Origin of the sequence: Massilia phyllosphaerae (assembly GCF_034659755.1) — a bacterium.
GTDB classification, from domain to species: Bacteria; Pseudomonadota; Gammaproteobacteria; order Burkholderiales; family Burkholderiaceae_D; genus Telluria; species Telluria phyllosphaerae.
The window spans coordinates 210,163-231,013 of the sequence record NZ_JAXSQX010000002.1 but is presented as its reverse complement, the minus strand read 5'-3'; the positions used below and the strand labels follow the sequence as shown (position 1 = coordinate 231,013).

General features: G+C 67.0%; 12 protein-coding genes. 11 read left to right on the top strand and 1 reads right to left on the bottom strand.

Annotated elements, in window-relative coordinates; translation table 11 throughout:
* Nucleotides 1-175: 175 nt before the first annotated feature.
* Complete coding sequence (locus U1H99_RS09220; protein WP_323141440.1) at nucleotides 176-1,678, top strand: peptide MFS transporter; 1,503 nt, start codon at nucleotides 176-178, stop codon at nucleotides 1,676-1,678.
* Between the two features lie 176 nt (nucleotides 1,679-1,854).
* Nucleotides 1,855-4,602: a bifunctional diguanylate cyclase/phosphodiesterase gene (locus U1H99_RS09215; protein WP_323141439.1), complete on the top strand. Its 2,748-nt coding sequence runs from the start codon at nucleotides 1,855-1,857 to the stop codon at nucleotides 4,600-4,602.
* 136 nt (nucleotides 4,603-4,738) lie between these two features.
* On the opposite strand, the gene U1H99_RS09210 is transcribed toward U1H99_RS09215, so the two are convergent.
* Nucleotides 4,739-7,009, bottom strand: coding sequence for an OPT family oligopeptide transporter (locus tag U1H99_RS09210; protein ID WP_323141438.1), 2,271 nt, complete (start codon nucleotides 7,007-7,009; stop codon nucleotides 4,739-4,741).
* 177 nt (nucleotides 7,010-7,186) lie between these two features.
* Here U1H99_RS09210 and U1H99_RS09205 point away from each other — a divergent pair, with 177 nt between their 5' ends.
* From U1H99_RS09205 to U1H99_RS09165, 9 genes are all read left to right on the top strand, one after another.
* Entirely contained in the window at nucleotides 7,187-9,553 is a 2,367-nt protein-coding gene (locus U1H99_RS09205; RefSeq protein ID WP_323141437.1) for a penicillin-binding protein 1A, read from the top strand.
* 196 nt (nucleotides 9,554-9,749) lie between these two features.
* Nucleotides 9,750-10,064, top strand: coding sequence for a hypothetical protein (locus U1H99_RS09200; protein WP_323141436.1), 315 nt, complete (start codon nucleotides 9,750-9,752; stop codon nucleotides 10,062-10,064).
* 128 nt (nucleotides 10,065-10,192) lie between these two features.
* Nucleotides 10,193-11,197 (top strand): HDOD domain-containing protein, encoded by a 1,005-nt coding sequence (locus tag U1H99_RS09195; RefSeq protein ID WP_323141435.1) that lies wholly within the window; start codon nucleotides 10,193-10,195, stop codon nucleotides 11,195-11,197.
* A 117-nt stretch (nucleotides 11,198-11,314) separates the two neighbouring features.
* A complete protein-coding gene (gene mfd / locus U1H99_RS09190) occupies nucleotides 11,315-14,770 on the top strand; it encodes a transcription-repair coupling factor (protein WP_323141434.1) in 3,456 nt (1,151 codons plus the stop codon).
* Between the two features lie 17 nt (nucleotides 14,771-14,787).
* The gene (gene serB / locus U1H99_RS09185; protein ID WP_323141433.1) at nucleotides 14,788-15,636 is read left to right on the top strand and encodes a phosphoserine phosphatase SerB; all 849 of its coding nucleotides are present in this window, start codon (nucleotides 14,788-14,790) and stop codon (nucleotides 15,634-15,636) included.
* 201 nt (nucleotides 15,637-15,837) lie between these two features.
* A complete protein-coding gene (locus tag U1H99_RS09180) occupies nucleotides 15,838-17,112 on the top strand; it encodes an SGNH/GDSL hydrolase family protein (RefSeq protein ID WP_323141432.1) in 1,275 nt (424 codons plus the stop codon).
* Between the two features lie 118 nt (nucleotides 17,113-17,230).
* Nucleotides 17,231-18,499: an SGNH/GDSL hydrolase family protein gene (locus U1H99_RS09175; protein ID WP_323141431.1), complete on the top strand. Its 1,269-nt coding sequence runs from the start codon at nucleotides 17,231-17,233 to the stop codon at nucleotides 18,497-18,499.
* 182 nt (nucleotides 18,500-18,681) lie between these two features.
* Entirely contained in the window at nucleotides 18,682-20,256 is a 1,575-nt protein-coding gene (locus U1H99_RS09170) for a methyl-accepting chemotaxis protein (RefSeq protein ID WP_323141430.1), read from the top strand.
* Between the two features lie 92 nt (nucleotides 20,257-20,348).
* Nucleotides 20,349-20,780 carry a hypothetical protein gene (locus U1H99_RS09165; RefSeq protein ID WP_323141429.1) on the top strand — a complete coding sequence of 144 codons (432 nt, stop codon included), beginning with the start codon at nucleotides 20,349-20,351 and terminating at the stop codon, nucleotides 20,778-20,780.
* Nucleotides 20,781-20,851: the final 71 nt, after the last annotated feature.

Sequence of the window (20,851 nt, the reverse complement as noted above, 5' to 3'; positions counted from 1 at the left end):
TCTCCGATTGGGCGCCGTCTGCCCGGCGCTTGGATGCCGTCAAGACAGTGGCCGGAAATAGTTGCCAGAAAGCGTGAGAATTCTACTAAAATGCGACGCTATTGGCCGCCGTCCGTACAGCGGAAGGCAAGGCTGGTAATAACTCTTATAAAACACGATTTTCGGGAGGAACCGCATGAGCGGTGCAGCTACTACTACCGCCGACGCCAAGGCGATCCCGGAATTCCGCCAGATCATGGGCCACCCAGCGCCGCTGTGGATGCTCTTCATGACGGAATTCTGGGAACGCTTTGCTTTCTACGGCATCCGTTGGGCCCTGGTACTCTACATCGTCGCCCAGTTCTACGGCGGCAGCGGCGTCGGCCAGGCCGACGCCAACCTGACCTACGGTTCCTACCTCGCGCTGGTGTACGCCGGCGCCGTGTTCGGCGGCTACATCGCCGACCGCGTCATCGGCTACCAGCGCTCGATCCTGGTGGGCGCTTCCTTCATGGTGCTCGGCCTGTTCGCAATCACGATGCCGAATCCCGACATCTTCAAGCTCGGCCTGGCCACCATCATCGTCGGCAACGGCATGTTCAAGCCGAACATCTCGACCATGGTCGGCCAGTTGTACGGCATCCACGACACCCGCCGCGATTCCGGCTTCACCATCTTCTACATGGGTATCAACGGCGGCGGCTTCATCGCTCCGATCCTGACCGGCATCCTGGCCGAGCGCATGTCCAGCCAGACCGGCGTGCCGGCCTACAAGGCGGTGTTCTTCGCCGCCGGCATCGGCATGATCCTGTCGCTGATCTGGTTCCAGATCGGCCGCCGCGGCCTGAAAGGCATCGGCGCCGCCACCGGTCCGCTGGCCAGCCCGGCGCGCGTCATCGGCGTCGTGATCGGCGCGCTGGTCGTGATCCCGGGCGTCTACTTCCTGCTGCAGCTGGGCGCCGAAAAGCTGCAGGGCATCCTGACCGTGCTGTTCCTGGCGCTGGCCGCGATGCTGGTGGTCGAAGGCGTGCGCAACGGTAAAGTGGCGCGCGACAAGGTGATCGCGATGATGATCATCTTCTTCTTCAACGTGATGTTCTGGTGCTTCTTCGAACAGGCGGGCAGCTCGTTCACCTTCCTGGCCGAGAACATCGTGCGCCGCGACTTCAGCGGCTGGATCTTCCCGACCGGCTGGTTCCAGTCGGTGAACACGCTCGCCATCATCGTGTGCGCGCCGCTGGTGGCGGCGGTATGGGTGTGGATGGGCAGCGCCAACCCGTCGATCCCGCGCAAGTTCGGCCTCGGCCTGATCTTCAACGGCCTGGCCTTCGTGCTGCTGTGGTATGCGCTGAGCTTCCTGGTCGGCCCCGACAGCAAGATCCCGTTCTGGACCCTGTTCATGGTCTACGTGATCCAGTCGATCGGTGAACTGTGTTTGTCGCCGATCGGCCTGTCGATGGTGACCAAGCTGGCGCCGACCCGCCTGGTCGGCCTGGGCATGGGCGGCTGGTTCCTGTCGACCGGTATCGGCAACAACCTGTCGGGCATTTTCGCCAGTATCGTCTCGGGCGAAAAAGGCATGACCGTGGAATCGGCGCTGTCCGGCTACACCTTCGGTTTCTGGGCCCTGATCGGCTCGGGCGCGCTGCTGTTCCTGATCGCGCCGCTGATCCAGAAGCTGATGCACGGCGTGAAGTAAGCGCCTGGTTTAACCCTTTCAGGGGAACTCAAAACGGCAGCCCGAGGGCTGCCGTTTTTCGTTTGGGGCGTCGTGGCGTCGAGCCGACAATTGCTTACAAATAACTAGAGTTTCTATAAGGACATGCGATATGATTTATCGGTTTTATCGTTTTACCCGATCTTTCGTTCCCGCCCATGTTCCGAATGCCCTCGATCAGACGGGAGCTGCCCGTCGCCCACCTCCTGACCGGCCTGGTCCTGGCTTGCCTGCTGCCGGGCGTGCTCGGCAGCGCCCTGTTCCTGCTCAGTGAATACCGCGACGAACGGAGCCAGCAAAACGAAGAGATGCTGGCGCTGGCGCGCGACATCGGGCGCACCGTCGACACCCACCTGCTGCATGCCCAGACACTCGCACGCTCGCTGTCGCCAGTCTCGCGCGGCACGAGCGACGACACCGACCTGTTTTCGCCCCAGGGCGCGCGCTCGGTCGCCTCGGTGTTCGGCAATCCGGTCGTCGTGTACCGCATCACCGCCAACGGGATCACCGGCATCTCCAGCCGCGGCGAACAGGCGCCGGCGGACCCGCTCGAACTGCAGGCGGTCGGGTCCGTCTTCGCGACTGGCAAGGCGGTGATCGGCAACGTCGCCACCGACGCGACGACGGGCGAGCGTGTCGTCGTGGCGCATCTCCCCATCGCCAACGACGGCAAGACCGGCCACGTGCTGGGCGTCTCGATGCCCACCGCCGAATTGAGCGCACTGCTGGTGCAGCGCCATCTGCCGCAAGGGTGGCTGGCCGCTCTGCTCGACCACCGCGGCATCATCGCCGGGCGTAACCGGGCGGCCGACCGCTATGCCGGCCAGCCGGCGATGGAGAAGCTGCGCACGGCCATCGCCGCGCAGCAAGAGGGCGAGCTCGACACCGTCACCAAGGAAGGGGTGCCGAATTTTACCGTGTTCGTACGCTCGCCGCGCACCGGCTACACCGCCATCGTCGGCATCCCCCATGCCGACGTCGTTGGCCCGCTGACCACCCGGCTGCTCTACCTGGCGGCCGCGCTGGCCTGCCTGTCGACCCTCGGGCTGCTGCTGGCACGCGCCATGAGCCGCCGCATCGCCGGCTCGATGCAGGCGCTGATCGCACCGGCGACCGCGCTCGGCCAGGGCATGCCGCCGGCGATGCCCGCCGTGCACCTGCGCGAAGCCGCCGAGGTCGGCGCCGCGATCGAGCGCGCCGCTGCACTGCTGTGCCAGCGCGACGCGGCCTTGCGCGCGCAGCAGGACGAACTGCAACAGTTCAAATTCTTCAGCGAGCATGCGAACGAGATGCTGCTGCTGCTCGACGAGGACGGCCGCATCCGCTATGCCAACCGCAGGGCGTCCGAGCGCCTCGGCTACAGCAATGCCGAACTGTTGTCGATGACGCTGTTCCAGATCGACCTGCCGACCCGCCCGCAGCAACTGCACCAGGTATTCGCAGAATCGCGCCAGGCGCAGATGCGGCCCTTCGAACGCGTGTACACCTGCAAGGACGGTAGCCAGGTCCCGGTCGAGATCACGGCCACCGTCCTCGAAGTGAAGGGCGAATGGCTGATGCACGTTGCCCCACGCGACATCGGGGAACGGCACCAGGTCGAACGGGCGGTGCGCTGGGCCGCCGCCCACGACGGCCTGACCGGGCTGCCGAATCGCGCCAGGGCCCTGGCGGTCCTCGAGCAGGCACTGGACGACCAGCGCGCCGGCGCGCCGGGCGGCGCCCTGCTGTTCGTCGACCTCGACCGCTTCAAGCCGGTCAACGACCAGCATGGGCACGAAGTCGGCGACCGCGTGCTGCAGGCGGTCGCGCAGCGCCTGTACGCCTGCGTCGACCAGCGTGCGCTGCTGGCGCGCGTCGGCGGCGACGAGTTCGTGGTGGTGATGCCGTGCCTGGGCGACGACCTGGAGCAGCCCGAGGCTGTCGCGCGCGCGATCCTCGACGCCATGGCGCTGCCGATCGAAGCCGGCGGCATCGAGGCGGCACTGTCGGCGTCGATCGGCATCAGCCGCTTCCCTGAGCAGGGCGACACGGCCAACCTGCTGATCCATGCCGCCGACATGGCCATGCTGCAGGTCAAGAAGAACGGCCGCGGCGGATTCGCGTGGTATGCGCCGCACATGGACGAACAGGCGCAATTCACGCTGGGCGTCGAGCGCCGCCTGCAGCACGCGCTCGACCACGGTTGCCTGCGGCTGCATTACCAGCCGATCGTCGACCTGGCCTCGGGCACGACCGTCGGCGTCGAAGCGCTGGTGCGTCTGGAAGACGGCATCGAACCGGCGATCGGCCCTGCCACCTTCGTGCCGATCGCGGAAAGCTGCGGACTGGTGCTTCCGATCGGCAGCTGGGTCAAGCGCGAAGCCTGCCGCCAGCAGGTTGCCTGGCAGGCCGCCGGGCTCGCGCTGAGCGTGTCGGTCAACGTCTCGCCGCTGCAGTTCTCCCGCGCCGGGCTCGCCCAGCGCGTGCGCGACCTGATCGCCGCCAGCGGCATCGAACCGCGCCAGCTCGTCATCGAGGTGACCGAGACCGCGATCATCAAGGACCTGGCGGAGGCGGCCGCGATCCTGGGCGAAGTCAAGGCCCTGGGCGTGCGGATCGCGCTGGACGACTTCGGCACCGGCTACTCCAGCCTCGGCGCCCTGTCCGTCCTGCCGCTGGACAAGCTGAAGATCGACCAGTCCTTCGTGCGCCGTATCGAGACCGACCACGCCAGCCGCGCGGTGATCGACGCCGTGATCGCGCTGGCGCACAGCCTGAACCTGGAGCTGGTGGCCGAAGGCATCGAGACCGAGGCGGCGCTGGACTACCTGCGTGCGCGCGGCTGCCAGCTCGGCCAGGGATATTACTTCAGCCGGCCGCTGGCGCCGGCGGCGCTGGAAGAATGGTGGGGGCGGAAGGCGGCGTGACCATGATGGCGGCGACGCATCACGCCTGCGGGTCGATGGTCAGCATGCCGGTGCTGCGGATGCAGCGCCAGTACACCAAACTTGGGCCCCTGCCTGCGCAGGGGCGACGTTCAAACGCTGCCTGGTACAGGCAGCCCTACCGCTTCGCCTTCTCCCGTCCCACCCAATACAGCAGCACGCAAATCGCCGCATATGGCATCAGCGACAGCACATCCGCATCCACCCCGGCAAAGAATGGGTTCATGGCCTCGGCCCACTTGGTCATCTGGTTGTCGAACCCGGTCAGCACCCCGGCCGTGATCGCGATGATGATGCCGGCCAGCGCCCCGCCGGCGATGTAGCCCGACGCCAGCAGCGTGCCCGAGCTGCGGTCGCCCGCGGCCTGCATTTCTTCCTCGTTCAGGCCGGCGTACTGCGGCAGCGTGCCGTTGCGGCGGTCGACCATCCAGCGGATCGCGCCGCCGATGGCGATCGGCAGCGTCGAGACCAGCGGCAGGTAGACGCCGACCGCGAACGACAGCGCATTCACGCCGGCCATTTCCAGCACCACGGCGATCATCACGCCGAACACCACCAGGGTCCAGGGCAGCTGCTGGTCGAGGATGCCCTTGATGATGTAGGACATCAGCACCGCCTTGGGCGCATCGTATTTCTTGACTTCCGAGCCGTCCGGACGGGTGTGGAACTGGCCGTTGATGCCCGGGTCGACCAGGTAGGCCAGCGAACCGTCGTCGCGCACCAGGTACTTGCCGGCCGGGCCGCCCGCGGTGTCGAGCTTCTGCCAGACTTTATAGGTGGCGTGGTCGGTATCGGCCTGCGGTCCCTGCAGCTGGGCGGTCTGCGTCAATTTGGTGGCGTCGACCGTGACGTGCGGCGCCACCTGGGCTGCAGGCACGTAGACGGTACCGGCGTCGTTCAGCTTCAGCAGGATCGGCCCCAGGACCAGCGCCGAGGCCAAGGCGCCGGCCAGGATGGCATACTGCTGCAGGCGCGGCGTGGCGCCGACCAGGAAGCCGGTCTTCAGGTCCTGTGAGGTGGTGCCGGCATTGCTGGCGGCGATGCAGACGATGGCGCCGACCGACAGCGCGGTCACGTAATAGCGGCCGCCGGTCCAGCCCATCACCAGGAAGATCAGGCAGGTGAACAGCAGCGTGGCCACCGCCATGCCGGAAATCGGATTCGACGACGAGCCGACTTCGCCGGTCAGGCGCGACGACACGGTCGAGAACAGGAAGCCGAACACCAGGATCAGCAGCGCGCCCAGCAGGTTCATGTGCAGCGGCGCGGCGAAGGTGATCACGGCGATGATGCCGAGGCAGCCGATCAGCACCCATTTCAGCGGGATATCCTGGTCGGTGCGTAGTGGTCCGGCACCCCGGGACGAATCGAGCGTGCTCTTTTTGCCGATGCCCGACAGCCCGCCCTTCAAACCGTTCCAGATGGTCGGCAGCGACCGCACCAGGCTGATCAAACCGCCGGCCGCCACCGCGCCGGCGCCGATGTACAGCACGTAGGCGCTGCGGATATCGTCCGGGCCCATGTCCTTGATCAGCATCGTGCCCGGCGACACCGGCACGGTGAGCAACTCACCGAAGAACTTGATCATCGGGATCAGGAGCAGGTACGACAGCACGCCGCCGGCCGCCATCGTCATCGCGATGCGCGGGCCGATGATGTAGCCGACGCCGAGCAACTCGGGCGAGATCTCGGCGCCGGCCGAACCCGCCTTCAAAGGGGCGCCGAACACGAAGTTGACGGTGTCCTTCCACAGCTTGAGCGAAATGCTCAGCACCTTGTACAGCAGGCCCAGTCCGAAGCCGCCGAAGATGATGAAGGCACGCTGGCGCGCCTCCCTGGCGGCGTCGGAACCGGGCAGCTGCACCTCGCCCGCCGCTGCGCGCGAGGACGGGGTGGCGGCCGCCTTCAGCACCTCGGCGCAGGCCGTGCCTTCCGGGTATTTCAGTTCGCGGTGCTGGTCGACGATCATGGTGCGGCGCATCGGGATCATCATCAGGATGCCGAGCAGGCCGCCCAGGATCCCGACCAGCATGACGCGCGAGATTTCGAGGTCGAAGCCGAGGATCATGATCGCCGGCATCGTCACGCCGAGGCCGAAGGCCAGCGATTCGCCGGCCGATCCGGCGGTTTGCGTGATCGAGTTTTCGAGGATGGTCGATTCGCGCCCGCCCGCCTTCTTGGCCAGCCCGAACAGGGTGATGGCGATCACCGCCACCGGGATCGAGGCGCTCACCGTGAGGCCGACCTTCAGCACCAGGTACAGCGACGACGCGCCGAACACCATGCCGAGCACGGTGCCCATGATCAGCGCGCGCCAGGTCAGCTCGGGAAGATGCGCCGTCGCCGGAATATAGGGTTTGACAGGCGGCGGAGCGGGATCGTAGGGCATGAAAATCCTTCAAACATCAAAAAGTACTGACCGATGGTACCGTCGAGCCAGCCTGGCAAACCACCAAAGCGTGACTATCGCACATGCCGTAGTGGAAGAAAAGCGGATTATAATTTCCCACCGGCCGTCCTTGCGGAGGGCTGTTCTGGTCATTCCGACCATATAGAGGAATCAGTTTTGGCAACTACAAAATCGGCACCCAAGCGCCCCAGCCGCCTGCGCGGTTTCATTCTACTGGCCCTGGCCGCCATCGTCCTGTTCGTCGCCCTCATCGTCGGCTACATCGCGCTGCGCGTGCTGCCCAACGTGCCGGCCCTGGACGCCGTCACCGATTACCGGCCGAAGATCCCGCTGCGTGTATATACAGCAGACAACGTGCTCATCGGCGAGTTCGGCGAAGAGCACCGCGATTTCGTCCCGATCAAGAAAATCCCCGACCTGATGAAGAAATCGCTGCTGGCGATCGAGGATGCGCGCTTCTACGAGCACGGCGCGATCGACTTCCAGCGTGGCATCGGCGCGGTGGTCTCCAACCTGCGCCACGGTTTCGGCGCCGGCGGCGGCTCCACCATCACGATGCAGGTGGCGCGCAACTTCTTCCTGTCGCGCGAAAAGCACCTGAGCCGCAAGGTCAACGAGATCGCCCTCGCCTACAAGATCGAGGCCGCCCTGTCCAAGGACGAGATCCTCGAGCTGTACATGAACCAGATCTACCTCGGCCAGCGCGCCTACGGCTTCGCCAGCGCCGCGCGCGCCTATTTCAACAAGAACCTCGACCAGCTGTCGGTGGCCGAGATGGCGATGCTGGCCGGCCTGCCGCAGAATCCGTCGCGCCATAACCCGGTCGCCAATCCGAAGCGGGCGCGCGAGCGCCAGCACGCGGTGCTGGGGCGCATGCGCGCTCTGAACTACATCACCGAGAGCCAGTACCAGGCCGCGCTGGAGGAACCGCTGCGCGTGAACACGCGCGGCCAGGAATTCGATACCCATGCCGAATACGTGGCCGAACTGGCGCGCCAGGCCGCCTACGCCCAGTTCAAGGACGAAGCTTATACGCGCGGCATCAGGGTTACCACCACCATCCTTAAGGCCGAGCAGGAAGCGGCCTACGCCGCGGTGCGCCGCAACGTGATCGCCTACGACCAGCGCCACGGCTGGCGCGGTCCGGAAGGCCGCATCGAGCTGCCCGAGGACCCGGAAGAGCGCGAAGACGCGATCGCCGACGCCCTCGGCAAGCGCCCCAGCAGCGACGGCCTGATCCCGGCGGTGGTGCTGTCGGCGACGTCGAAGTCGGCGCGCGTCGAAACCGAGGACGGCGAGCGCTTCGACCTGAGCGGCGCCGCCATCCGCTTCGCCCAGGCCGGCCTGAACCCGAACGCCAAGGAAGCGCTGCGCCTTGGCCCCGGCGCCATCATCCGCGTCAGCAAAGAGGCGAAAGGCCGCTGGACCGTGACCCAGGTGCCGCAGGTGGCGGCCGCCTTTGTCGCCATCGATGCCGACAGCGGCGCCTACCACGCGCTGGTCGGCGGCTTCGACTACAACTTCCAGAAGTTCAACCACGTGACCCAGGCCTGGCGCCAGCCGGGTTCCGGCATGAAGCCCTTCGTCTACTCGGCGGCGCTGGAAAAAGGCTATTCGCCGGCCACGCGCATCCTCGACGCGCCGCTCGACCTGCCGGGCGAGGACGCCGGCAAGACATGGTCGCCGCAGAACGACGACTTCAAGTGGGATGGCCCGATCACCATGCGCGAAGCACTGGTCAAGTCCAAGAACGTGCCCTCGGTGCGCCTGCTGCGTTCGGTCTCGGTGCCGTTCGCACACGAATTCCTCGGCAAGTTCGGTTTCGACCTGCAGCGCCAGCCGAAGAACTTCACGCTGGCGCTGGGCACCGGCGCCGTCACCCCGCTGCAGATGGCGGGCGCCTATGCGGTGTTCGCCAACGGCGGCTACCAGGTCCAGCCCTACCTGATCGCCAAGATCGAGGATGCCGACGGCAAGGTGATCCAGCAGGCGGCGCCGCCCGCCGCCCACAACGAGGAACAGCGCGTGCTCGACGCCCGCAATGCCTTCATCACCGACAGCATGCTGCGCGACGTGACCCGCTACGGCACCGGCGCCGCCGCCACCAAGGCCCTGAACCGCAGCGACATCGCCGGCAAGACCGGCACCACCAGCGACGCCGTCGACGGCTGGTTCTCGGGCTATGGCGGCAATGTGGTGGCGGTGGCCTGGATGGGCTACGACGACCCGCGCTCGCTGGGCGGACGCGAATTCGGCGCCACGCTTGCGCTGCCGATCTGGATCGACTACATGAAGGTGGCGCTGGCCAAGCGTCCGCAGAACGAGCGCGCGCAGCCGGAAGGCCTGGTGCGCGAGAACGACGACTGGGTGTACACCGAGTACGCGCAGACGCCGGTGCTGGGCGGGATCGACCTCGACCAGCAGCCCGCCGCGGATCCGAACGCGCCGCCAGCGGACCCGAATGCGCCGCCACAGCAGGCACCGTCGCCGCAACAGACCCAGCTGCAGAACAGCCTGTTCTGACCTGGACCCCAGCTTGATCCCCCGACGGGCCGCCCTGCGCGGCCCGTTCCTATTGCATGTTCACGCATGTAATTAGTATGGCGAGGGATAAGGCAAGTGTCCGGTTTGTCCTACGCGACTGGACGTGCTCATCCTATTTTGAACGGCATGCTGCGGCCACATCATCGCATCACCAATCAAACACACGGAGTCGACCATGAAAACTTACCAAAGCGTGATTGTCGCCGGCCTGATGGCCATGAGCCTGGCGGCTTGCAGCGCGACCGGCACGGGCAGCTCCAGCAGCATGAGCGGCAGCTCGGCCACCTCGGGCACGACTTCCGCCGGCATGGAAGGCGGCACCGGCACCGGTTCGTCGACCAGTTCCCAGGGCGCCGGCCGTTCCCAGGCCGACCCGCAGGCGACCGGCGCTTCCGGCTCGACCAGCCCGAACACCGGCACCGGGACGTCGAGCGCTGCCCCGAGCGGCATCTCCGGCAGCACCTCGATGCCGCCCAGCCAGAACCGCTGAGCATGACCTTGCCGCCGGCGTGTGCCGGCAGCGCCACGGCGCTACCCGCGGTAAATGCTGCACCCGATGGGTTAGCTCCCGGCCCGGTACCGGAGTAGAATGCGCGCATTCCACCACGGCGGCCCAGCATGAAACAATGGCTCACGCGTTTGTTCGGCGGCGCCGCCACGGCTGCCCCCGCGCAGAAGACACCTTCCACCTCCCTCTCCGGAACGGCTCCCCGTCCTGCCGCGGCCGCGTCGCCAGACGCCGCAGCGCCCCACGTCGACCTCGCGTTCTACCGCTGGCTCACCGATCCGGTACGCGGCGATGCCGATGCCCGGGCCGAAGCCGGCATCCTGGCCGAGCTGGCGCGCCTGGCGCGCGACCCGGCCGCCGCCGGCGCGCTGGTACCGCGAGTGCCGGCGGTGGTGCCGCAACTGCTCAAGAGCCTGCGCGACGACAGCATGTCGAGCGGCGAGCTGGCGCGCCAGATCGCGCGCGACGCGGTGCTGGTGGCGGAAGTCATCCGCGAAGCCAACAGCGCGTATTTCCGCAGCGGGCGCCCGGTCACCACGATCGACGGCGCCGTCATGGTGCTGGGCGAGAACGGACTGCGCATCCTGCTGGCGCGGGTAGCATTCCGGCCGGTCATCAACATGCAGGGCGGGCGCGCCACCGACCGCATCGTGCGCCTGGTGGCGCCGCGCCTGTGGCTGCACGTCGACGCCTGCGCGCTGGCCGCCAGCCTGCTGGCGCCGGAGCTGGGCGCCGATCCGTTCGAAGCCTATCTCAGCGGGCTGGTGCTGAACGTCGGGCTGCTGGTGGCCTTCCGCCTGATCGAGCAGCTCGGGCACCCGGTGGTACCGCAGTCGGATGCCTTCTGCGCCGCGCTGCTGGTAGGCGCGCGCGAACTCTCGGCCGGCATCGCCGCGCACTGGGAACTGCCGCCGTTCGCCGCCGCCGCGATCGTGCGCGCCGGCCGTCCGGGCACGCAACCGCTGGCCGAAGCGCTCGGCCGCGCCGACCTGCTGGCCAAGCTGCGCCTGCTGCTCGACGCCGGCGTGTTCGGCGCCGGCGATGCGCCGCTGCCGGCACTGCTGGCCGGCCCGGCGCAAAAGTATTTCGAACGGTTGGGAAACCGCGACGGCTGACAGGCTTGTCTGCCGAAAGCGCCAATGCCAACGATGCAGGGACTTGAGCGGCCTTCATTCAGGGCTTCGTCTATAATGAAGCCCTCTGGTCCTGCCGATTGTTGATAGCACGCGTCGATGCCTTTCGATCTCAAAAAACATCTCCCGAAACCCGGAACCCGCTTCGCGCTGCCGGCCCTGTACGGCTCTTCGGACGCCTATGCCCTCGCGCAGGCGGCCCTCGCGCTGAAAGCGAAAAAACAGATGCTCACCGTGATCGTGGCGAATGCCAGCGACGGCCAGCGCCTGCTCGACGAGATCCCCTGGTTCGCCGACGACAAGCTGGCCTGCCACCTGCTGCCGGACTGGGAAACCCTGCCCTACGACGCCTTTTCGCCGCACCAGGACCTGGTGTCCGAGCGCCTGGCAACGCTGCATGAAATCCGCAACGGCCAGTGCGACGTGCTGGTGGTGCCGGCCACCACCGCGCTGGTACGACTGGCGCCGCCCTCCTTCCTGGCGGCCTACACCTTCTTCTTCCGCCAGGGCGAGACCCTGGACGAAGCCAGGCTGAAGGCCCAGCTGACCCTGGCCGGCTACACCCACGTGTCGCAGGTGATGTCGCCCGGGGAATACTCGGTGCGCGGCGGCCTGATCGACCTGTTCCCGATGGGCTCCGCGCTGCCCTATCGCCTCGACCTGTTCGGCGACGAGATCGAGACCATCCGCACCTTCGACGCCGACACCCAGCGCTCGCTATACCCGGTGCGCGAGGTGCGCCTGCTGCCGGGCCGCGAATTCCCGATGGACGAAGCGGCGCGCACCGGCTTCCGCGGCCGCTGGCGCGAGCGCTTCGAAGGCGACCCGACCCGCTCGCCGGTCTACAAGGACATCGGCAACGGCATCGCCTCGGCCGGCATCGAATACTACCTGCCGCTGTTCTTCGAGGAGACCGCGACGCTGTTCGACTACCTGCCCGAGGATGCCAGCCTGGCCCTGGTCGGCGACATCGAAGCCAGCATCGGGCGCTTCTGGTCGGATACCGAGTCGCGCTACAAATTCCTGAAGGCCGACCGCGAGCGTCCGATCCTGGAGCCGAAGGAGATCTTCCTGGCGGCCGAGGATTTCTTCGTGTGCGCCAAGCGCCACGGCCGCTGGACCATCCAGCGCGACCTCGACGGCCAGCCATCCGAATTGTCGGCGCCGCTACCCGACATCGCCGTCAACCGCCGCCTGGACGACCCGCTGGCCAACCTGCGCGCCTTCCTGGCGCGCACCGCGCAGTCGGGTGCGCAGGTGATGATCTGCGCCGAGTCGAACGGCCGCCGCGAAACCCTGCAGCAGTACTTCAACGAATACAAGCTCGACCTGGCCGCGGTCGAAGGCTATGGCGGCGTATGCGCCTCGACCGCCAAGGTGATGCTCGGCGTGGCGCCGCTGCAGGCCGGCTTCGAGCTGATGGACAGCGCCTGCGGCCACTTGATCTTCATTACCGAGACCGAGCTGTACGCGGGCTCGGGCCGGCGCGCCGGCAAGAAGAAGCAGGAAGCCACGACCCAGGTCGAATCGATGGTGCGCGACCTGTCGGAGCTGAAGATCGGCGACCCGGTGGTGCACATCAACCATGGCATCGGCCGCTACATGGGCCTGATGAGCATGGACCTGGGCGAAGGCGAGACCGAGTTCCTGCACCTGGAATATGCAAAAGAGTCGAAGCTGTACGTGCCGGTGTCGCAGCTGCACGTGATTTCGCGTTATTCCGGCGCCTCGCCGGAAGATGCGCCGCTGCACGCGCTCGGCTCCGGCCAGTGGGACAAGGCCAAGCGAAAAGCCGCCGAGCAGGTGCGCGACACCGCCGCCGAGCTGCTCAACCTGTACGCGCGCCGTGCCGCGCGCACCGGCCATTCCTTTGAGTATTCCGCCACCGATTACGAGAACTTCGCGCAGAGCTTCGGCTTCGACGAGACGCCCGACCAGGCGGAAGCGATTCACAATGTGATCAAGGACATGACCTCGGGCCGCCCGATGGACCGCCTGGTGTGCGGCGACGTCGGCTTCGGCAAGACCGAGGTCGCGCTGCGCGCCGCTTTCATCGCCGTCATGGGCGGCAAGCAGGTGGCGATCCTGGCGCCGACCACGCTGCTGGCCGAGCAGCACGCCCAGACCTTCTCCGACCGCTTCGCCGACTGGCCGGTCAAGATCGCCGAACTGTCGCGCTTCCGCACCGGCAAGGAGATCAACAACGCGATCAAGGGCATGGCCGACGGCACCGTCGACATCGTGATCGGCACCCATAAACTGCTGTCGCCGGACGTGAAATTCACGCGCCTGGGATTGGTCATCATCGACGAGGAACACCGTTTCGGCGTGCGCCAGAAGGAAGCGCTGAAGGCGCTGCGCGCCGAAGTCGACGTGCTGACCCTGACCGCGACCCCGATCCCGCGCACGCTGGGCATGGCGCTGGAAGGCTTGCGCGACTTTTCGGTCATCGCCACCGCGCCGCAGAAGCGCCTGGCGATCAAGACCTTCGTGCGCAGCGAAGACGGCTCGGTGATCCGCGAAGCCTGCCTGCGCGAACTGAAACGCGGCGGCCAGATCTACTTCCTGCACAACGAAGTCGAGACCATCGAGAACCGCCTCGCCATGCTGCGCGACCTGCTGCCGGAAGCGCGCATCGGCATCGCCCACGGCCAGATGCACGAGCGCGACCTGGAAAAGGTGATGCGCGACTTCGTGGCCCAGCGCTACAACATCCTGCTGTGCACCACCATCATCGAGACCGGCATCGACGTGCCGAGCGCGAACACGATCATCATGCACCGCGCCGATAAATTCGGCCTGGCCCAGCTGCACCAGCTGCGCGGCCGCGTCGGCCGTTCGCACCACCAGGCGTATGCGTATTTGCTGGTGAACGACGTGCTGGGCCTGTCCAAGCAGGCGCAGCGCCGCCTCGACGCGATCCAGCAGATGGAAGAACTGGGCAGCGGCTTCTACCTCGCCATGCACGACCTCGAAATCCGCGGCGCCGGCGAAGTGCTGGGCGAGAACCAGTCGGGCGAGATGCTCGAGGTCGGGTTCCAGCTGTATTCCGACATGCTGAATGAGGCGGTGCGAGCGCTGAAAGCCGGCAAGGAGCCGGACCTGGCGGCGCCGCTCTCGTCCACCACCGAAATCAACCTGCACGTGCCGGCGCTGCTGCCGGCCGACTTCTGCGGCGACGTGCACGAGCGCCTGTCGATCTACAAGCGCCTGGCCAACTGCGAGACCCAGGACCGCATCGACGCCATGCAGGAAGAATTGATCGACCGTTTCGGCAAGCTGCCGGACCCGGTCAAGGCGCTGATCGAAACCCACCGCCTGCGCATCGCGGCCAAGCAGGTCGGCATCGTCAAGATCGACGCCCACGGCGAAGCGGCCAGCCTGCAGTTCATGGAAAAGCCGCCGATCGACCCGATCAAGATCATCACGCTGATCCAGAAGAACCGCCACATCAAGCTGGCCGGCCAGGACAAGCTGCGCATCACGGCCGCGATGCCGGACCTGCCGGCGCGCGTGAACCAGGTCAAGCAAACCATCCGACAATTATTAGCATAGAAGTTTAAAAGAGCGACATGTCCAAGAAGCTGATTCTCCAAGGTCCAGGCGCCGACCAGGCCACGCTCGCCCGTATCGCCGCCCTGGCGGGGGCACGCACCACCACCGCACTGAACCCGCATGCGCTGCGCTGCGACGGCATCGACTTCACGCCGGCATTGAAGGCCGAAGTGGAAGCCGCCGCCTTCGCCGCGGGTGTCGACGCCAGCTTCGTCGACGCTGGGCTGTTTCTGGCGGACTTCAAGCTGGTGGCGATGGACATGGACTCGACCCTGATCACCATCGAATGCATCGACGAGATCGCCGACATGCAGGGTTTGAAACCGCAGGTGTCCGCCATTACCGAAGCGGCGATGCGCGGCGAGCTCGATTTTTCCGAAAGCCTGAAGCGGCGCGTGGCCCTGCTCGAAGGCTTGCCGGTCGAGGCGCTGGGCCGCGTGTACGAGGAGCGCCTGGCGATCTCGATGGGCGGCGAAGCGATGCTGGCGGGCGTGCAGGCGGCCGGCCTGAAGACGCTGCTGGTATCGGGCGGCTTCACCTTCTTCACCGAGCGCCTGAAGCCGCGCCTGGGTCTCGACTTCACGCACGCCAACGTGCTGGAAGCCGAGAACGGCAAGCTGACCGGCCGCGTGGTCGGCGGCATCGTCGACGCCGAGGAAAAGCGCCGCACCGTCGAGCGCGTGTGCGCCGAGCTCGGCATCGCGCCGCGCCAGGCGATCGTGATGGGCGACGGCGCCAACGACCTCAAGATGATGGGCATCGCCGGCCTGTCGGTGGCCTTCCGTGCCAAGCCGGTGGTGCGGGCGCAGGCCGATATCGCGCTGAATTTCAGCGGGCTGGATGGGGTGCTGGCCATCCTGGCCTGAGGTCGCCGCGCCTGCGCGCGGCCCTGGTAGCGCATGGCGGTACCGGCGGTGCCGTATTCTTGTCCTCGCTATATTTCCTGCTAGGAATCAAGCTAAACCTGGAGCTAGCGCAAAGCACATCCTGCGCAAACAGCGAGCCCGACAGTAAGGCGAGGTCTAACATTCCCTTCGCATACCCGCACCGTGCGCCAGGAGAATGCCATGCCCCGCCCCCTTCCCTTTTCCGCTCCCTTCCGCCACGCCGTCCAGGGCCGCCGCAGCTTCCTGCGCGGCGCATCGGCACTCGCCGCCGGCCTGAGCCTGGCGCCGGGTGCGGTCACGCAGGCGCTGGCGGCGGAAAACTGGACGGCGACCTGGGGCACGGCCCCTGCCGGACCGCCCACCAGCGCCAGCGCCCTCACCTTCAACAACCAGACCCTGCGCCTGATCGCCCGTACCAGCATCGGCGGCAACCGCCTGCGCATCCGCCTGTCCAACGAGATGGGCAGCACGCCGCTGACGATCGGCGCGGCGTGGGTCGGGATCACCTCGACCTATGCCAGCCTGGTCGCCGGCAGCAACCGCCAGCTGACCTTCGGCGGGCGCACCGCGATCACGATCACCCCCGGCGCGCCGATGCTGTCGGATCCGGTCGACCTGGCGGTGCCGGCCCAGTCCGACCTCGCGGTCAGCCTGTACCTGCCCGGCAGCGTGACCGCACAGACCGTGCACGACGCGGCCTGCCAGACCAACTACGTGTCCAGCAGCGGCAACTACGCGGCCAGCGCTTCGCTGCCGATCGCGGCCGGCCTGTATTCCTGGCCCTTCCTCACCGAGATCGACATGGCGGTCGCGGGCAGTACCCTGGTGGCGCTGGGCGACTCCCAGACCGACGGCGCGCTCAGCGTCGGCAATACCAACCACCGCTGGACCGACTACCTGGCGCGGCGCCTGCAGCTGGAGTCGCCGGCGGTCACGGTCGGCGTCGTCAACCGCGGCCTCAGCGGCAACCGCCTGCTGGGCGACGCCGCCAACACGCCGCTGGCCGGCAAGGATGCGCTGGAGCGCTTCGACCGCGACGTGCTGTCCACTGCCGGCGTGCACTGGCTGGCGGTCCAGCTGGGCATCAACGACATCGTGTTCGCCGCCTCCAGCGACCTGCCCACGATCCAGGACGAGATCGCGCTCGGCTACATGCAGCTGATCGCGCGCGCGCGCACGCGCGGCCTGCGCGTGTTCGGCAGCACGCTGCCGCCGTTCGAAGGCTTCGTCTACTATGCGCCGGCGCGCGAGACCGCACGCCAGCAGGTCAACAGCTGGATCCGGACATCGGGCACCTTCGACGCCGTGCTCGACTTCGACGCCGCGATCCGGGATCCGGCCCAGCCGGGACGCCTGCTGCCGGCCTACGACGGCGGCGACCACCTGCATCCGAACGACGCCGGCTTCGATGCGATCGCACGGTCGATTCCGCTCGGTCTTTTTGCGGCGAACTGAGCACAAAGACAGCAACGCGCCTCGACATTTCGCAAACATGGTGTGCCGCCGGCGGGCCGCCGGGTCCTGTCGCGATCGTACATTCACATGGCATATCAACCCACCCAAGGAGAATGCCATGCCGAATGCGTCATCCGAAGCGCCTGCCAAGCCGTCACGCCGCAGCTTCATGCAGACCACGTCCACCCTGGCCGCCGGGCTGGCGCTGGCCCCGGGCGCCATCCGTCAGGCGGCCGCCGCCGAAACCTGGTACGGCACCTGGGGCGCGGCCCCGGCCGGACCGGCGCCCACCGGCAGCTACCTCAGCTTCAGCAACCAGACGCTGCGCCTGATCGCCCACGGCAGCATCGGCGGCAGCCGCGCGCGCGTGCGCCTGTCCAACGAACTCGGACGCGCCTCGGTGCAGATCGGCGCCGTATGGCTGGGGGTGAGCGCTTCCGGCGCCAGCCTGGTCGCGGGCAGCAACCGCCAGTTGCTGTTCAAAGGCAGCACCGGCACCAGCCTCGCCGCCGGCAGCGCGCTGCTGTCCGATCCGGTGGACCTGAGCATCCCGGCCCAGGCCAACCTGGCGCTCAGCCTGTACCTGCCGGGCAGCGTGCAGGCCGCCACCGTGCACGATGCCGCCTACCAGACCAGCTACGTGTCCGGCGCCGGCAACTACGCCGCCAGCCAGAACATCAGCAGCCAGCGCACCCTGTACTCCTGGCCTTTCCTGACCGAGATCGACATCGGCACCACCCGCGCCGGCGCCACCCTGATCGCGCTGGGCGACTCGCAGACCGACGGCCTGCGCAGCACCAACAACGCCAATTGCCGCTGGCCCGACTACCTGGCCCGCCGCCTGCTGACCGAGACCGGCTCCGGCGCGTTGCCGGTCGGGGTGGTCAACCGCGGCATCGCCGGCAATCGCCTGCTGGGCGACGCCGACAACACGCCGCTGGCCGGCAAGGATGCGATCGAGCGCTTCGACCGCGACGTGCTGGCGACTGCCGGCGCGCGCTTCCTGGTGATCCTGATCGGCATCAACGACATCCTGTTCAGCTCCTCGCCGGATGCCAGCCTGGCCAGCCAGATCACCTACGGTTACCAGCAGCTGGTGGCGCGCGCCCGCACGCGCGGCATGCGCGTGTTCGGCGCCACCCTGCTGCCCTTCGAAGGCTACGAATGGTATTCGGCGGCGCGCGAAAGCGTGCGCCAGCGCGTGAACAGCTGGATCCGCACCGCCGGCGCCTTCGATGCCGTGGTCGACTTCGACGCCGCGGTGCGCGACCCCAGCCGCCCGACACGTTTGCTGCCGTCACGCGACGGCGGCGATCACCTGCATCCGAACGATGCCGGCTACGAGGCGATGGCGCGGGCGGTGCCCCTGTCCTTGTTGAGCTCCTGACCCAATAGCATCGAACGCCCTTGCTCGTCGCCCACGTCCGGGACGGGGCGACAAGCGTATGGTTCATTGCACGGCAGGCTATCGTTGTTTCCTAGCTACAATATATTAACTAATTTCGGATTTGCTTATTTTACCGATTTTTCCGGTTAAACTAAGGCAACTTTCAAACCAAAGGACTTGCCGTGCTGACCCGTCTGAAAATTGGAACCCGCCTCGCCACCTGCTTCGCCCTGGTCGTCGCGCTGATGCTCGCGATTTCAGCGATTTCACTGACGCGTTTCGCCACCACCGCGCACACCATCTCGGAAGCGACCGACATCCGCCAGAACCACCTGGCGCCGCTGTACGACATCCGCGAAGCCCTGGCCCAGACCGGCATCTCGGCACGTAACGCCTTCATCATGCAGGACGACGCCGAGGCGGCGCGCGAACTGGACCTGATCGACAAATTCCGCGATATCTACCTGGCGCGCCTCACCGCCCTGGAGCCCGTGCTGGGCAGCCGTCCCGAATTCCGCACCGCCCACGACGGCTTGGTGCGCATGTCGAAAGAACTCGGCCGGCCGCGCGCCATGCGCGAAGCCCATGCGATGCAGGCCTACTCCGACTTCCTGATCAAGGAATGCACCCCGCTGCGGCGCCAGATCGTGCTCGACCTGGACAAGGCGATCAAGGTCATCGAAGCCGACATGAACGCCGCCAGCCAGGACGTCAACGAGGTGACCGCCGCGTCGCGCACCATCATCATCGCCATCTCCGCACTGGCCGTCGCCTGTGCCGCCTTCCTGGCCTACACCGTGTCGGTCAGCATCGTGCGCCCGGTCACCCGTGCCTGCGACTTCGCCCATGCGATCGAACGCGGCGACCTGACCGTGCAGCTGGACGCGCATTCGAACGATGAACTCGGCGTGATGATGCGCACCCTGCAGCAGATGCGTTGCGGCCTCGAACGGATCGTGGTCGAGGTCCGCGAGGGCGCCACCAACATCAGCCAGGTGACCGAGGAAATCGCCAGCGGCAACCTCGACCTGTCGCATCGCACCGAATCCCAGGCTTCGTCGCTGCAGCAGACCGCGGCCTCGATGGAAACCCTGACCGTCACCATGCGCGACAGCGCCGCCACCGCCAAGACGGCCGGCAAGGCCGCGGCCGACGCCTCCGCGGCGGCATCCGAGGGCGGCGCCGTGATGGCGTCGGTGGTTGCCAAGATGAAGACCATCGACGACGCAGCCGCACGCATCGTCGACATCATCGAAGTCATCGACGGCATCGCCTTCCAGACCAACATCCTGGCCCTGAACGCGGCCGTGGAAGCGGCCCGCGCCGGCGAACAGGGCCGCGGCTTCGCGGTGGTGGCGGGCGAGGTGCGTACGCTGGCCCAGCGTTCGGCCGGCGCCGCCAAGGAAATCAAGGGCCTGATCCAGGAATCGGTGGACGCCATCTCGGACGGCTCGGCACTGGTGAACAGCGCCGGCACCACCATCAGGGACGTGGTCGGCAAGGTGACCCACCTGGCCGAGACCATGCAGGCCATCGTGGCGGCCAGCGACCACCAGGCGGTCCACGTCCGCGAAATCAACCAGGCGGTCGGCCACGTCGACGGCCTGACCCAGCAGAACGCCGCACTGGTCGAGGAAGCCGCCGCCGCCGCGCAATCGATGCATGAGCATGCACAGCGCCTGACGGCGCAGGTGGGACGCTTCCGCACCGGCGGCAGCCGTGCGCGCAACGACATGCTGAGCCTGGCCGCGGCCTGATATGTCGGGAAATCGAACAGCTGTAACAGCCTGTAATTAAACCAGCACGACCAGGTGCAAACTCGTATAGTTATCACACGAGGAGAACCGCCATGAAAACGCTTGCCATCATTCTTGCTGTTGCCGCACTGAGCGGCTGTGCCACAACCTACCCGGGTCCGGCCAACTACGGCACCCGGGCCTACGCCGCCCCGGCCGATCCGAACGGCTGGCAGGTCGTCTCCGTCACCCCGGTCCCGGTCGGTACCGGCGCCAACGCCGGCGATGCCGGCAGGGTCACTTCGGAGCCGGTCACCACCTATGCCGCGGCGCCGACCACCGTCGTCACCCAGCCGGTCTACGTGCCGGCCCCGGTGTATGCTCCGGTCCCGGTGTATGCCCCGGCCCCGATCTACGCCGATCCGTTCTGGTATCCGCCGGTGTCGATCGGCCTGAACTTTGGCTGGAGTAACTGGGGCCACGGTTACCGCGGCGGCTACCGTGGTGGTTACCGCGGTGGCTATCGCGGCGGACGCCACCGCTAAGGGAGCGCCGTGCGGCCCTGAATGGGCTGCACCGCTGAAAGACAATAAAGAAGTACAAACAAAAAAGGCCG

Bases quoted from the DNA above. Each gene is read 5' to 3' on its own strand.
- U1H99_RS09215 (WP_323141439.1), top strand. From the start codon at position 1,855: ATGTTCCGAATGCCCTCGATCAGACGGGAGCTGCCCGTCGCCCACCTC.
- U1H99_RS09175 (WP_323141431.1), top strand. From the start codon at position 17,231: ATGCCGAATGCGTCATCCGAAGCGCCTGCCAAGCCGTCACGCCGCAGC.
- U1H99_RS09200 (WP_323141436.1), top strand. From the start codon at position 9,750: ATGAAAACTTACCAAAGCGTGATTGTCGCCGGCCTGATGGCCATGAGC.
- mfd (WP_323141434.1), top strand. From the start codon at position 11,315: ATGCCTTTCGATCTCAAAAAACATCTCCCGAAACCCGGAACCCGCTTC.
- U1H99_RS09180 (WP_323141432.1), top strand. From the start codon at position 15,838: ATGCCCCGCCCCCTTCCCTTTTCCGCTCCCTTCCGCCACGCCGTCCAG.
- U1H99_RS09165 (WP_323141429.1), top strand. From the start codon at position 20,349: ATGAAAACGCTTGCCATCATTCTTGCTGTTGCCGCACTGAGCGGCTGT.
- serB (WP_323141433.1), top strand. From the start codon at position 14,788: ATGTCCAAGAAGCTGATTCTCCAAGGTCCAGGCGCCGACCAGGCCACG.
- U1H99_RS09195 (WP_323141435.1), top strand. From the start codon at position 10,193: ATGAAACAATGGCTCACGCGTTTGTTCGGCGGCGCCGCCACGGCTGCC.
- U1H99_RS09220 (WP_323141440.1), top strand. From the start codon at position 176: ATGAGCGGTGCAGCTACTACTACCGCCGACGCCAAGGCGATCCCGGAA.
- U1H99_RS09210 (WP_323141438.1), bottom strand. From the start codon at position 7,009: ATGCCCTACGATCCCGCTCCGCCGCCTGTCAAACCCTATATTCCGGCG.